We start from the raw sequence: 12,912 nt of genomic DNA, 5'->3' as shown, positions 1-12,912 counted from the left end.
ATGCGATGCCGCGCCGTCCCCAACCCATCACCACGTGCCGCTGAACGCCTGCTGCACCTTGACCGGATCGGTCACGCCGTTGGCCACCAGCAACTGCGTCAGCAAGCGCGCCTTCTGCGGATTCAGATCGAGCGATGCGACGAAGCCGCGCTTGTCGTCGTCCACCTCGACGTTCCGGTTCACGAATCCCGACACGAGGCGCGTCGAACGAACCACCACGATGCCTTTTGCCGCCGCGCGGTCGAGCGCCGCGAGGGCTTCCTTCGACATGTCACCATCGCCTTCGCCAGCTACGACGATGCCCTTCGCGCCATCGGCGATCGCATGCTCGATCTGGCGGCCATCCATGTTGCTATGCGCATACACGATATCGACGCGCGGCAATTGCCCGTTCGCGGGCACGCTCAGCGCGGTGCGCGTCGCTTGCACCGCCGGCATCACGAAGCGCACGCTGGCCGGATCGACATAACCGATCGCGCCCGCGTTCGGCGACGCGAACGCCTGTACCGCCGTGGTATTGGTCTTGGTGATCCAGCGCGGCGCGTGAATCTGATCGTTCATCACGACCATCACGCCCCGGCCACGCGACTGCGGGCTCGCCGCCACTTCGACGGCTTCGTACAGATTGTTGGGGCCGTCGGCGCTGGTGGAACCGCCCGGGCGCATCGAGCCGACCAGTACCACCGGCTTGTCGGAGTGCAGCACGTTGTTCAGGAAGAACGCGGTTTCCTCGATCGTATCGGTGCCGTGCGTAATCACGACGGCGTCGGCCTCGTTGCGCTCGAAAGCCTCGTCGATTCGCCGCGCAAGCTGCCTCCAGATCTTGTCGTTCATGTCCTGCGAGCCGACGTTCGAGATCTGCTCCGCGTTGATGCTCGCGAGCTTCTCGATGCCCGGCACGCCGCGCACCAGTTCCTGCCCCTTCACGTTGCCCGAGTTGTAGCCGATTGCCGAGCGCGGATCGGCGGTGCCCGAGATCGTGCCGCCGGTGGCCAGCAGCAGAACGCGCGGCATTACGGTGACGGCGCTTGCCTGTTGCGATGACGCGTCGGCCGCCTGCGCGCCGGTACCCGCGGCAAGTGCCACAATCAGCAGTGCCGCCGAACCGCACAGCCGCATTGCTTTTCGATTGATCGTGTTGATGCTCATGTTTCGTCTCCACCATCGTTTAAAAGAGTCGCGTGCGTAAACACGCGACCTGTCACTGGGAAAACCTTCGTCGCTCATTCCGCCGGGTTCATTTTTCTCGGTTGCGTCAGCATGACCGGTTGAAGGATCTGGTCGAGCTGCGCCTGGCTCAGCAGCCCTTTGTCGATCACGATCTGCGCCACGCTCTTGCCCGACGCCAGCGCTTCCTTCGCGACTTCGGTCGAGTGCGTATAGCCGATGTACGGGTTCAGCGCGGTCACGATGCCGATCGAGTTCTCGACGATCGCGCGCAGCCGTTCGCGATTCGCGGTGATGCCGTCGACGCATTTCGACGCGAGCGTGAGGCACCCCGCGCGCAGATGCGCGACGCTCTTGAACAGGCTGTGCGCGATGATCGGTTCGAACGCGTTGAGCTGCAGCTGACCCGCTTCGGCGGCGAAGCTCACCGTCACATCGTTGCCGATGACTTCGAACGCGATCTGGTTGACGACCTCCGGAATCACCGGATTCACCTTGCCCGGCATGATGCTCGAACCCGCCTGCACCGGCGGCAGGTTGATTTCGCCGAGGCCCGCGCGCGGACCGCTCGAAAGCAGGCGAAGATCGTTGCAGGTCTTCGACAGTTTGACGGCGACGCGCTTCAGTACGCCGGAAAGCTGCACGAACGAGCCGACATCCTGCGTCGCTTCGACCAGGTTCGGTGACGTGGTCAACGCAATACCGGTTATTTCGCTCAGGTGCCTGCAGGCAAGCTGTGCGTATTCCGGATGCGTGTTGATGCCGGTGCCGATCGCGGTCGCGCCGAGGTTGATCTCGCAGATCAGCTGGGCGGCCTCCTTCAGCCGCTCTTCATCTTCGCCGAGCATCACCGCGAAGGTGCTGAACTCCTGGCCGAGCGTCATCGGCACCGCGTCCTGAAGCTGCGTGCGGCCCATCTTCAGGTCGTTGCCGAATTCCACCGCCTTGCGTTCGAACGATGCGCGCAACACGCCCATCGCATCGACGAGTTGCATGATTCCCGCGTACGTGGCGATCTTCAGCGCGGTCGGATAAACGTCGTTGGTGCTCTGGCCGAGATTCACATCCTCGTTCGGATGAAGAATCGCGTATTCGCCGCGCTGTCGCCCGAGATGTTCGAGCGCGAGATTGGCGATCACCTCGTTCGCGTTCATGTTGGTCGACGTGCCCGCGCCGCCCTGAATCACATCGACGACGAAATGTTCGTGCGCGGTGCCTGAGCGCACTTGCCTGCATGCATGCACGATGGCCTGCATCTTCGCTGCGCTCAACAGGCCGAGATCGTGATTCGCAAGCGCGGCGGCTTCTTTCACGCTCGCCAGTGCATTGACGAGGTTCGGATACACGGAGATCGGAAGACCGGTGATCGGAAAGTTCTGCAGCGCGCGCAGCGTGTGTACGCCGTAGTACGCGGTCGCGGGCACGGCGAGATCGCCGAGAAGGTCGTGTTCGATACGTTCGGTCGGTGCAAGCATGAGTTCCTCTCAGGTTCTGAAAACGACAGGCGAGCGGGGTCATCCGGCACACGTCGTGTGCAGGTCCGTCGCGTTACATGGTTGATGCGGTTGGGTTATCGAGGCGGCGCGGTCGCGCAGGCGACGCACTGCTTCGCGAGCACATCGGTCGGATCGACGACGCTCACGCGCGCGCCGTTCGCGCCGATCACATACGGCTCACGCAGCAGCAGCGGCAGTTCCGTGCAGCCGAGAACGATCACTTCGACGCCCTCGGCGATGAGTCCGTCGATCGCCGCGGCGAGGTCTTGCTGGCACTGGCCTGCGGTGAATCCGGCCTTCACGCCTTCCTTGCCGTAGATCGCATCCATCACGCGCGCCTGCAGCGCGGGTGCCGGCACGACCTGCCGCAAGCCCTGCGATTCGAGCGCCTTCTGGTAGACGCCGCTCGCGAGCGTGCCGGAGGTCGCGAGCACACCGACCGAGCGCAGCGCGGGAAACGACTCGCGCAGATAACGCACGGTCACCGTCAGCATATTGACGATCGGCACGCCGAGATAAGGCTGGATCCGCTCGACGAAGGCATGCGCGGTATTGCACGGGATCGCGATCAGATCCGCGCCGCCCGTTTCGAGCTTCTTGCAGGTCGCGTACAGCGAGATGGTCGGATCGGGCCCATCGCCGATCAGATTCTCCGTGCGATCCGGGATCTGCGGGTTCTGCTCGACGAGCAGCTTGATGTGGTCCTGATCGCGCTGCGCGGGCGTCGCGCGCACGATCTTGTGAATGAAATCGACGGTGGCCGCCGGACCCACGCCGCCCACCACGCCGACCTTGAAGATCGTCTCGGGCGTGTGGTACTGGCCGGACACGACGTATTGCGCGTAAGCCAGGTTCGAATCGACGAGCGGCACGCGCAACGCACCCAGTTCATCCGCGACCAGCGCGATTTCGGTGAGGCCCGGCACGATAACGTTGGCGCCCTGCGCGATCAAATCCTCGCAAGCCGCGCGCAGCAATTCGACCGGACGGCCACGCAGATTGCCGCTCTTCACGCCATCCTCGCCATAGACGGCTTCGGCGACGAAATCAGTGCCGTCGCTGATGCGCGGGTGGATCACTTCGAATTCGGGCGCCGCGAAGTACTTCTCGAACAGACGCTTGCGCCGCGTATAGGCCGATGCCAGCACGCCCACGCGGCGCACCGCGGGAAATCTTCTGCGCACGTGGCTGCGCACCGCATCGACCATATCGACGATCTGCAGCGGCGAATTGGCTTTTAGTTCGTCGATGAACGTATGGCTCAGGAAGCACGGCAGCACGACCGTCGTCACGCCGTGCTTCTCGAAGCTGCTGATCAGATCGAAGATGTACAGCTTGCGCTGCGTCAACGTCTCGCTGTCGGCATCGGCGCTGCGAAACGGCTGCTGCTCGAAGATCGCATCGAAGTGCTCGGCGTCGCGCGTGGCCGGCGTCGACTTGATCAGTTTGAAGAACACGTCCGCGCTCGCGAGCGGGCCGAGCCCGCCCACCACGCCGAACTTGCGCGCGCTCGTGGCAGCGGTTGCGTCGATGCCGCTCATTTCGTCTCGCCTTCGAACTGGCCGAACGAAGCCGTGGCGATCGCCGCGCGGCGCTGCTGGCGCGCCACGCGCTTGCCTTCCCACTTCCCGATGGCTGCCGTCGCGATGCTGTTGCCGATCACGTTGGTCGCGGTGCGCCCCATGTCGAGAATCTGGTCGATCGCGAGCACCAGCACGACGCCCGATGGCGGCAGATGGAACATCGGCGCCACCGCCGCGACGACCACCACCGAGCCGCGCGCGACACCCGCCATCCCCTTGCTGCTCACCATCAGCACCAGCAGCATCACGATCTGCGTGCTGATCGGCATGTCGATGCCAAACGCCTGCGCGATGAAGATCGCAGCGAACGCCTGATACATCATCGAGCCGTCCAGATTGAACGCATAGCCGAGCGGCAACGTGAAACCGACCACTTTCTTGTCGACGCCGAATTCCTCCAGCTTCTCCGTCAGGCGCGGATACGCCGCCTCGCTGCTCGCGGTGGAGAACGCCAGCATCGCAGGTTCACGGATCGCCTTGAGCAAGGCCCAGATCGGCTTGCCGAGAAAAGCGTAGCCGGCAATGATCAACGCCGCCCACAGCAGCGCGAGCCCTGTATAGAAGCTCGCGACGAGCTTGCCGTAGGTGGTCAGCACGTCGAGGCCATGCACCGTGATCGCCGAGGCCAGCGCGCCGAACACGCCGAGCGGCGCGAGACGCATCACGTAATCGGTCAGTTTCAGCATGGTGGGCACGAGCGCTTCGACGCCCGCGATCAGCGGCGCGACGCGCGGGTCCGACTTGATCACGCTGAGCACGATGCCGAACAGCACGGAGAAGACGAGGATCTGCAGGATATCGTTGCGCGCCATCGCATCGATGATGCTGGTGGGGAACGCGTGGGTAACGAAGTCCTTGAAGTTGAGGCTGGACGTGTTCAGGCCCGTGGCCACGTCAGCGCTCGTCTGCGCCATGTGCAAGCCCGCGCCCGGTTGCAGCAGATTCGCGAGCACGAGGCCGAGCGCGAGCGAGAACAGCGACGCGCACAGGAACCACGCGATCGAGCGCAGCCCGATGCGGCGCACGTCGCTGGTGCCTTCCATGCCGGCCAGACCCGACACGAGCGTGGCGAACACGAGCGGCGCGATGATCATTTTCACGAGCCGCAGGAAGATATCGGTGATGATCGAAAAGTAGCCGGCGATCTCCTTCGCGTGCGCGGCATCGGCCGCGGTGCGATGGCAGACATAACCGACGGCCACGCCGAGCAGCATGCCGGCGAGGATGTAGAGGGTAAGCCGATTCTTCATGTGTCTCCGTCCAGGGATGGCGCACGAACGATCGGCATCGACCGGCGTGCGCTCGGGAATGGCCGGCACATCGCATGCCGATGTACCGCTTTTTGTGTCTGGACGGAATTCTAGAGACGGCAGAACCGCCTTGAATGCCAGTGTTGCATACGGCTATGCAAGTTTCGCATAACGCGGGATAACCCTATCAGCGCTGCTCGCCGGGCCCCGACGAAGCCAGAAGATGCCGCCACAGCGTATCGAGAAGTTCGCTGCGATTCGTCAGGTCACGGTACACGCGCAGCTCCAGTTGCAGTTGCCATTCGGAGCGGCCGGCGGCGACGAGTTCGCCGCTGTCGAGTTCGGCGGCGATCGAACTCTTCGGCAACCATGCGACGCCCTCGCCTTCCAGCACTAGCTTCTTCACGACCTCGGCCATGTCGGACTCATAGTGAAGATGCAATGCCGGCGACGCTTTGCTCTGCTCCATCAGCAACGCGAAGCAGCGCCCGAAGTAGCTGGTCTCCGTGTAGGCGATGAACGGCATCGGATGCTCGATCACGCCGGGCAGACGGTACACGTGCGCAAGCCGCTGATTGGGCCTGCATACCGGCATGAAAGTGTCGACGCCCACGGTCACGCATTCGTACCGAGTCGGATCGAGATGCAACGGCAGCTGCGGATGGTGATAAGCGAACATCAGCTCGCAGTTGCCGTTGACCAGCATCAGTATCGAATCGTGCACGTTCGCCGGAATCACGCGCGCGCGCACTTCGCCGACATGCTTCGACAGCGTGCGCAGCCACGCGGGCAGGAAGTTGAGCGCGATCGTGTGGCCCGCCGCGATCTGCAGGCTCGTGCCGGCAATGCGCTGTTCGGTGCGAATGATCGCGCGCGTGTCGAACAGCTTGTCGAGGATGTCTTCGGCCGCATCACGAAACAGTTGGCCTGCGGGAGTCAAGGTCGGCGGAAAGCCACTGCGATCGACTAGATCGGCGCCGACCCATTGTTCGAGCTGCTGAATCCGTCTGCTGAATCCCGACTGCGTGACGTTGCGAAACTCCGCCGCGCGAGAAAAGCTCTGATAGCGGGCGAGCGCGATGAAGTCTTCGATCCACTTGATTTCCATCAGCCATCGGTCTCCGGTCGGGCGACGAATCGGCTCGCCGCTGCGCCCGCAATTCTACGCTTGGCCGTGCCGCACGCTGACTATCGGATCGAGGTCAAACCGCCATGCACAGGTACTTGATCACGAGGTAATCGTCGATTCCGTAGTGCGAGCCTTCCCTGCCGAGACCCGACTGCTTCACGCCGCCGAACGGCGCCACCTCGTTGGAGATCAGGCCGGTATTGATGCCCACCATGCCGTATTCGAGCTGTTCGGCCACGCCCCAGATGCGGCCGATATCGCGGCTATAGAAGTAGGCGGCCAGTCCGAACTCGGTGTCGTTGGCGAGTCTCACCACTTCTTCGTCGCTAGAGAAACGGAACAGCGGCGCGAGCGGGCCGAAGGTCTCGTCTTTCGCCACGGCCATCTGCGCGGTGACGTTGATCAGCACCGTGGGCTCGAAAAAGCCGTGGCCGAGCGCGTGGCGCTTGCCGCCGGTGGCAAGCGTCGCCCCTTTGCCGAGCGCGTCGGCGATGTGCGCTTCGACCTTGCTGACCGCCGCGTCGTTAATGAGGGGACCCAGTGTGACGCCGCCCTCCATGCCATGCCCAACCTTCAGGGCTTCGACTGCCGTAGCCAGCTTCGACGCGAACGCGTCGTACACCCGCTCGTGCACGTAGAAGCGATTCGTGCACACGCAGGTCTGCCCGTTGTTGCGGTACTTCGATGCAATCGCGCCTTCCACCGCGGCGTCGAGATCGGCATCGTCGAACACGATGAATGGTGCATTGCCGCCTAGTTCGAGCGTAACCTTCTTCACCGTGGGCGCGCTTTGCGCCATCAGCAATCTGCCCACCCCCGTCGATCCGGTGAACGACAGCTTGCGAACCACTCGGCTGCTGGTCATCGCGCCGCCAATCGCCTTCGGATCGCCGGTCACGATGTTGAGCACGCCCTTGGGCACGCCGGCCCGCTCGGCCAGAACCGCGAGCGCGAGGGCGGAGAACGGCGTGGCTTCGGCGGGCTTCACGACGATCGGGCATCCCGCCGCGAGCGCCGGGCCCACCTTGCGGGTAATCATCGCGTTCGGAAAATTCCACGGCGTGATCGCGGCGCACACGCCGATCGGCTCCTTGAGGACGACGAGCCGCTTGTCCGATGCCGGCGTCGCGAGCGTGTCGCCGGCTACGCGTTTGCCTTCCTCGGCGAACCACTCGATGAACGATGCGCCATAAGCGATTTCGCCTTTCGCTTCGGCGAGCGGCTTGCCCTGTTCCGCGGTCAGGATCAGCGCGAGGTCGTCGGCGTTCTCGATCATCAGCTCGTACCAGCGGCGCATCACGGCCGCGCGCTGTTTGGCCGTGCGGGCTCGCCATGCTGGCCACGCGGCGTTGGCCGCATCGATTGCGCGCGTGGTTTCGGCCTCGCCCATCAAAGGAACGCTGCCGAGCGTTGCGCCCGTTGCCGGGTCCGATACGTCGAAGCTCGCGCCCGAGTCGGCGGGGCACCATTGCCCGTCGATATAAGCCTGATGGCGCAGAAGCGCCGCGTCCTTCAACAGGGTCTTCAATTCCACGTTGCTTTCCTTCATTACACAAAAATGCGGTTGATGCTAGCCCGCCTGACGCCACACCGCCTGCTCGTGCCCTTCCGCCAGCAGCTTGCGGGCGATTTCGGCCACTCGGTGCACATGCGCGATCGCGGCCTCGCGCGCGGCGGCGCTGTCGCCAGCCGAGATGGCCGAAAGAATGCGATGCATTTCGTCGACGGCCTGGCGGCCGCGGTCGTCGGAAGCGATCGTCAGCGCTCGCAGACGGTTGATGCGCGCGGTCAACGACTGCACGATTTCCCAGGCCACATGCTTTTTCCCGCTGATGAACATGCGCTCGTAGAACGCCGAAGTGAGCGCCCTGACGGCCGGATGATCCTGCGCTTCGAACGCCGTCTGGATTTGTTCGATGAAACCAGCGAGATCGGCAACCGTCTGCTCGTCCGCATGCTGCGCACAGGCCATCGCCGCCTCGCCTTCGAGCAGCGCGCGTATTTCGTAGATCTCCGCCGCCGTATCGAAGTCGAGCACGGCGACGATCGGCCCCTGGTTCGGTATCGAGTCGACGAGCCCTTCCGTTTCCAGGTGCCGCAACACCTCGCGAACCACGGTGCGGCTCACGCCGAGAATCTCGCACAGCGAGCGCTCGACGAGCCGCTCGCCAGGATGGAAATGGGCCTCCAGGATCGCCGTGCGCATCTTCTCGAGCGCGAGTTCGCGCAAGGTGGTCGTCGGGCGTTGAACCTTCAGCGATGGCAGTGCGCCGCTCATGGCAGTCGCCGTCATGCTTGAGCGAACAGGCGCACATCGCGTGCATCCCAGTCGACGAGCGCCTGGGTGCCGATCGCGATACCGCTGTCGTGCCGATGCGCGGCCGGCATCCGGATCGAGATTTCCTGCTGCCACGGCGTCGCCACCGCGTAATGCATCGCGTCGCCGAGATACGTGATATCACGCACCGTCACGGGCAGCCCGCTCGTGCCGCTGGCACTTTGCAGCGCGCTGATGCGCATCTGCTCGGGGCGGATCATCAAGGTGCCGTCCTCGCCCGCGGTGAGCGCGGGACTGAAGGCGTCCGACGCGATCTCGTGACCGTTCGGAAAGACGCCGTTCATGCGGCCGTCGCTACTCTTCGTGACCTTCACGGGCAGGAAATTCGAATTGCCGATGAAGCTCGCGACGAAGCGCGACGCCGGATTCGCATACAGCTCCTCGCCGGTGCCCACCTGCTCGATGCGGCCTTTGTTGAACACCGCGATGCGGTCGGACAGGCGCAGCGCTTCTTCCTGGTCGTGCGTGACGTAGAGGATCGTCACGCCCGTCTCCTGGTGGATGCGGCGCAGTTCGAGCTGGATTTCCTCGCGCAGCTTCTTGTCGAGCGCTGACAGCGGCTCGTCCATCAGCAGCACGGGCGGATCGTAGGCCAGCGCGCGGGCGATCGCCACGCGTTGCTGCTGCCCGCCCGACAGCTGCGCGGGCATCCGGTCGCGGCACTCGGACAGATGCACGAGCTTGAGCATCTTGTCGACCTTTGCGTTGATCTCGGATTCCGGGCGCCGGCGCACGCGCAGCGGAAACGCCACGTTCTCGCCTACGGTCAGATGCGGGAACAGCGTATAGCGCTGAAACACCATGCCGATGTTGCGCTTGTTCGGTGCGACCGCCAGCAGCGGCTTGCCGTCGAGCAGCACGCGGCCATCGGTGGGCTCCTGGAAGCCCGCGACGATATACAGCGTCGTGCTCTTGCCCGAACCGGACGGTCCGAGAAACGTCATGAATTCGCCCTTGCGCACATCGAGAGAAACCTGGTCGATGGCGACGACGTCGTCGTAGGTCTTGCGCAGACGCTGGATTTGCAGGAATGCAGTCATGGCTTGTTTACCTCGCTGATTACGTCGATTAGCGCGCGCGGCGCAGCACGGCGCCCGCCAGCATCAATACGGTCGTCAATGCGACCAGCAGTGAAGACGCCGCCGCGACGACGGGCGTCAGGTCCTGCCGCAGCGTCGACCAGATACGCACGGGCAGCGTTTGCAATGTCGGGCTCGACATGAAGATCGACACCACGACTTCATCCCACGACGCGAGAAACGCGAAGATCGCGGCGGCAAACAGGCCGAGCCGGATCGCGGGAAGGGTCACGCGCAGCTTCACGGTGAGCGGCGACGCGCCGCAGATCAGCGCGGCATCTTCGAGCGCCGTATCGAAGCTCACCAGCGAGTTGCTGATGGAGATGATCGAGAACGGCAGCGCGATGATCAGATGGCCGAGCACGAAGCCGGTCATCGTGCCGTTCAGGCCGATGCGCAGAAAGAACGCGTACAGCGCGACGGCCAGAACGACGACGGGCAGCACCATCGGTGTCAGGAAGAAGCCTTTCACCGCTTCGCGGCCGCGGAACTTGCCGCGCACCAGCGCAAGCGACGCAAGAAAACCGAGCAGCACCGAAAGCGCCATCACGATCACGGCCAGCTTCGCGCTCGTCAGCAGCGAGTCGATCCAGCCCGCGTCCGTGAAAAGCTGCCGATACCACTCCAGCGTCCAGCCCGGCGGCGGGAAAATCAGCCACTGCGAATCGCCGAACGACAGCGCGACGATGAACAGGATCGGCAGCAGCAGAAACAGTGCGACGGCCGCGCCTATGGCCACCAGTGCCCAGCGAAGCCCGCCGAGACGATCGAAATCGAGCAACATGTCAGTGTCCTCCCTGAATGGCGCGCGCACTGCCGGTGAAGCGCAATTGCAACGCATAGAGCACGAGCGTCACGCTTAGCAGTACGAAAGCGGCAGCACCGGCGAGGCCCCAGTTCAGCAGTTCCTGCACGAGCTGCGCGATGAGTTCGGCGAGCATCATGTAAGACGGACCGCCGAGCAGCGCGGGCGTGACGAAGTAGCCGAGCGCCATCACGAACACCATCAGCGCGCCGGAGGCCACGCCCGGCATCGCGAGCGGCACGAGGATGCGCCAGAACGCCTGCCAGCGGCTCGCGCCGCAGACCGCGGCGGCACGCAGCGTCGACGGATCGATGCCGCGCAGCGTCGCGTGCAGCGGCATCACGAGGAACGGCAGCATGATGTACGTCATGCCGATCGTCACGCCGGTGAGGTTGTTCACGAGCGCGAGCGGCTCGTGAATCAGGCCGATCGCCATCAGCGCGCGGTTGATCGGACCCGTACCCTGCAACAGCACCATCCACGCGAAAGTCCGTGCGAGCAGGTTGGTCCACATCGACAGCAGCAGGATCGCGAATAGCACGGAGCTGAGCTTGCGCGGCGCGATCGCGAGCAGCCATGCCATCGGAAAGCCCACCAGCACCGTGACGACGGTCACGACCGTCGCGACGAGAAAGGTATTGCCGAAGACGCGCAGATATGTGGTCGAACCGACCAGTTGCTGATAGTTCTCCAGTCCCGGTGTCGGCTCGAGCACGCTGCGCAATAGCAGCGACAGCACCGGCAGCAGGAAGAAGATCAGCAGCAGCAGCATGGCCGGCGTCAGCAGCCAGATGCTGCGCCAGTCGCGCCGCTTGCGCGCGGCCGTCGCGGGCGGATGCGCGACGGTACTCATTACGTTGGGCATGATGTCTCCTGCTCGGTGTCTCTGTGCGCGCCGGTTCATTGCGCGGCGCTCGGCTCTAACGTCGGTCCGTGCGGCTTATTTCGATTGCCACGCGTACCAGCGCTTCGCAATCGCGTCGCGGTTGTCGGCCCAGTACTTCATGTCGAGATTGATCTGCGAGTCCTTGTACTGGTCGGGCAGCGTCTTCGCCATCGCGGCCGGCATCAGCGCGGCCGACTTTACGTTGATCGGCGCGTAACCCGTCTCGGCGGCGAATTTCGCCTGCGCCTGCGGGCTCGTCGCGGCCGCCAGATACTTCATCGCTTCCGCGCGATGCTTGGCGCCCTTCGGAATCACCAGCATGTCGGCGGCGGTCAGGTTCTGGTTCCATGAGATGGCCACCGGCACACCGGTCTGCGCGAGCGCGTGCAAGCGCCCATTCCAGAACATGCCGATCGGCGCTTCACCCGACGCGAGCAGTTGCTGCGATTGCGCGCCGCCGCTCCACCAGACGATGTCGCTCTTGATCGTGTCGAGCTTCTTGAACGCGCGGTCGAGGTCGAGCGGATAGAGCTTGTTCGGCGGCACGCCATCGGCGAGCAGCGCGATTTCCAGCACGCCCGGCGCCGACCACTTGTAGAACGTGCGCTTGCCGGGGAATTTCTTCGTGTCGAACAGATCTGCCCACGTCTGCGGCTGCGCGCCCGTGTACTTCGACTTGTTGTAGCCGAGCACGAACGAGTAATAGAAGCTGCCCACCGCGTCCGGGGTCGCAAAGCGCGGGTCCAGTTCGTCCTTCTTCACGACCGAGTAGTCGATCGGCTCGATCAGGCCGGCCTTTTGCGCGGCGTACGCGAAGTCGCCTTCCACATCGACGACGTCCCAGCTTACGTTGCCGCTATCGACCATCGCCTTCAGCTTGCCGTAGTCGGTCGGGCCATCCATCAATACGGTGATGCCGCTCGCCTGCGTGAACGGCTGCGCCCAATTCTTCTGTTGCGACGACTGCGTGGTGCCGCCCCAGCTAGTGAAGACGATCGGGTCTGCGGCGAGTGCGGGCGCTGCCGCGAGCGCCGTCGCGCAAGCAACGAACAACGGCGCGATAAACGGAATGCTTCTGCTGCTCATGTCTGTCTCCGGGATACGGTTGGGTGTTGCTTCGTCGGTCCAGCGGCGAGAAAACGCGCCGGCTTCATCGTTGTGAATTGTGAGTTGTGGGTT

The 12,912-nt window shown here is 64.0% G+C and carries 11 protein-coding genes; all 11 read right to left on the bottom strand.

What is annotated here, in order from left to right:
* Positions 1 to 27: 27 nt before the first annotated feature.
* On the bottom strand, positions 28 to 1,149 hold the full coding sequence (locus tag QFZ91_RS02460; RefSeq protein ID WP_429566121.1) for an asparaginase: 1,122 nt from the start codon (positions 1,147 to 1,149) through the stop codon (positions 28 to 30).
* Between the two features lie 74 nt (positions 1,150 to 1,223).
* Positions 1,224 to 2,642: an aspartate ammonia-lyase gene (gene aspA, locus QFZ91_RS02455; protein ID WP_429566120.1), complete on the bottom strand. Its 1,419-nt coding sequence runs from the start codon at positions 2,640 to 2,642 to the stop codon at positions 1,224 to 1,226.
* Between the two features lie 95 nt (positions 2,643 to 2,737).
* Entirely contained in the window at positions 2,738 to 4,204 is a 1,467-nt protein-coding gene (locus tag QFZ91_RS02450; RefSeq protein WP_429566119.1) for an aspartate/glutamate racemase family protein, read from the bottom strand.
* Positions 4,201 to 5,496, bottom strand: a complete 1,296-nt coding sequence (locus QFZ91_RS02445) for a dicarboxylate/amino acid:cation symporter (protein WP_429566118.1) — start codon at positions 5,494 to 5,496, stop codon at positions 4,201 to 4,203. Before QFZ91_RS02445 ends, QFZ91_RS02450 begins: the two co-directional genes overlap by 4 nt.
* Before the next feature lie 187 nt (positions 5,497 to 5,683).
* Positions 5,684 to 6,604 (bottom strand): LysR substrate-binding domain-containing protein, encoded by a 921-nt coding sequence (locus tag QFZ91_RS02440; RefSeq protein ID WP_429566117.1) that lies wholly within the window; start codon positions 6,602 to 6,604, stop codon positions 5,684 to 5,686.
* A 94-nt stretch (positions 6,605 to 6,698) separates the two neighbouring features.
* On the bottom strand, positions 6,699 to 8,174 hold the full coding sequence (locus QFZ91_RS02435) for an NAD-dependent succinate-semialdehyde dehydrogenase (RefSeq protein WP_429566116.1): 1,476 nt from the start codon (positions 8,172 to 8,174) through the stop codon (positions 6,699 to 6,701).
* Between the two features lie 21 nt (positions 8,175 to 8,195).
* Complete coding sequence (locus QFZ91_RS02430; protein ID WP_429566115.1) at positions 8,196 to 8,903, bottom strand: GntR family transcriptional regulator; 708 nt, start codon at positions 8,901 to 8,903, stop codon at positions 8,196 to 8,198.
* An 11-nt stretch (positions 8,904 to 8,914) separates the two neighbouring features.
* The gene (locus QFZ91_RS02425; protein WP_429566114.1) at positions 8,915 to 10,003 is read right to left on the bottom strand and encodes an ABC transporter ATP-binding protein; all 1,089 of its coding nucleotides are present in this window, start codon (positions 10,001 to 10,003) and stop codon (positions 8,915 to 8,917) included.
* 28 nt (positions 10,004 to 10,031) lie between these two features.
* Positions 10,032 to 10,826 carry an ABC transporter permease gene (locus QFZ91_RS02420; RefSeq protein WP_176111870.1) on the bottom strand — a complete coding sequence of 265 codons (795 nt, stop codon included), beginning with the start codon at positions 10,824 to 10,826 and terminating at the stop codon, positions 10,032 to 10,034.
* Between the two features lies 1 nt (position 10,827).
* Complete coding sequence (locus QFZ91_RS02415) at positions 10,828 to 11,712, bottom strand: ABC transporter permease (RefSeq protein ID WP_429566113.1); 885 nt, start codon at positions 11,710 to 11,712, stop codon at positions 10,828 to 10,830.
* 75 nt (positions 11,713 to 11,787) lie between these two features.
* The gene (locus QFZ91_RS02410) at positions 11,788 to 12,819 is read right to left on the bottom strand and encodes an ABC transporter substrate-binding protein (RefSeq protein ID WP_176111868.1); all 1,032 of its coding nucleotides are present in this window, start codon (positions 12,817 to 12,819) and stop codon (positions 11,788 to 11,790) included.
* Between the last annotated feature and the right edge of the window lie 93 nt (positions 12,820 to 12,912).

This window comes from Paraburkholderia sp. JPY419 (assembly GCF_050435705.1).
Classification (GTDB): Bacteria; Pseudomonadota; Gammaproteobacteria; order Burkholderiales; family Burkholderiaceae; genus Paraburkholderia; species Paraburkholderia youngii.
The sequence above is the reverse complement of the archived record's forward strand: the minus strand, read 5'-3'. Positions and strand labels throughout refer to the sequence as shown.

What these genes read in the sequence shown, in the direction of transcription:
- QFZ91_RS02445 (WP_429566118.1), bottom strand. Translation starts at nt 5,496, where the DNA reads ATGAAGAATCGGCTTACCCTCTACATCCTCGCCGGCATGCTGCTCGGC.
- QFZ91_RS02435 (WP_429566116.1), bottom strand. Translation starts at nt 8,174, where the DNA reads ATGAAGGAAAGCAACGTGGAATTGAAGACCCTGTTGAAGGACGCGGCG.
- QFZ91_RS02450 (WP_429566119.1), bottom strand. Translation starts at nt 4,204, where the DNA reads ATGAGCGGCATCGACGCAACCGCTGCCACGAGCGCGCGCAAGTTCGGC.
- QFZ91_RS02440 (WP_429566117.1), bottom strand. Translation starts at nt 6,604, where the DNA reads ATGGAAATCAAGTGGATCGAAGACTTCATCGCGCTCGCCCGCTATCAG.
- QFZ91_RS02415 (WP_429566113.1), bottom strand. Translation starts at nt 11,712, where the DNA reads ATGCCCAACGTAATGAGTACCGTCGCGCATCCGCCCGCGACGGCCGCG.
- aspA (WP_429566120.1), bottom strand. Translation starts at nt 2,642, where the DNA reads ATGCTTGCACCGACCGAACGTATCGAACACGACCTTCTCGGCGATCTC.
- QFZ91_RS02430 (WP_429566115.1), bottom strand. Translation starts at nt 8,903, where the DNA reads ATGAGCGGCGCACTGCCATCGCTGAAGGTTCAACGCCCGACGACCACC.
- QFZ91_RS02460 (WP_429566121.1), bottom strand. Translation starts at nt 1,149, where the DNA reads ATGAGCATCAACACGATCAATCGAAAAGCAATGCGGCTGTGCGGTTCG.
- QFZ91_RS02425 (WP_429566114.1), bottom strand. Translation starts at nt 10,003, where the DNA reads ATGACTGCATTCCTGCAAATCCAGCGTCTGCGCAAGACCTACGACGAC.
- QFZ91_RS02410 (WP_176111868.1), bottom strand. Translation starts at nt 12,819, where the DNA reads ATGAGCAGCAGAAGCATTCCGTTTATCGCGCCGTTGTTCGTTGCTTGC.
- QFZ91_RS02420 (WP_176111870.1), bottom strand. Translation starts at nt 10,826, where the DNA reads ATGTTGCTCGATTTCGATCGTCTCGGCGGGCTTCGCTGGGCACTGGTG.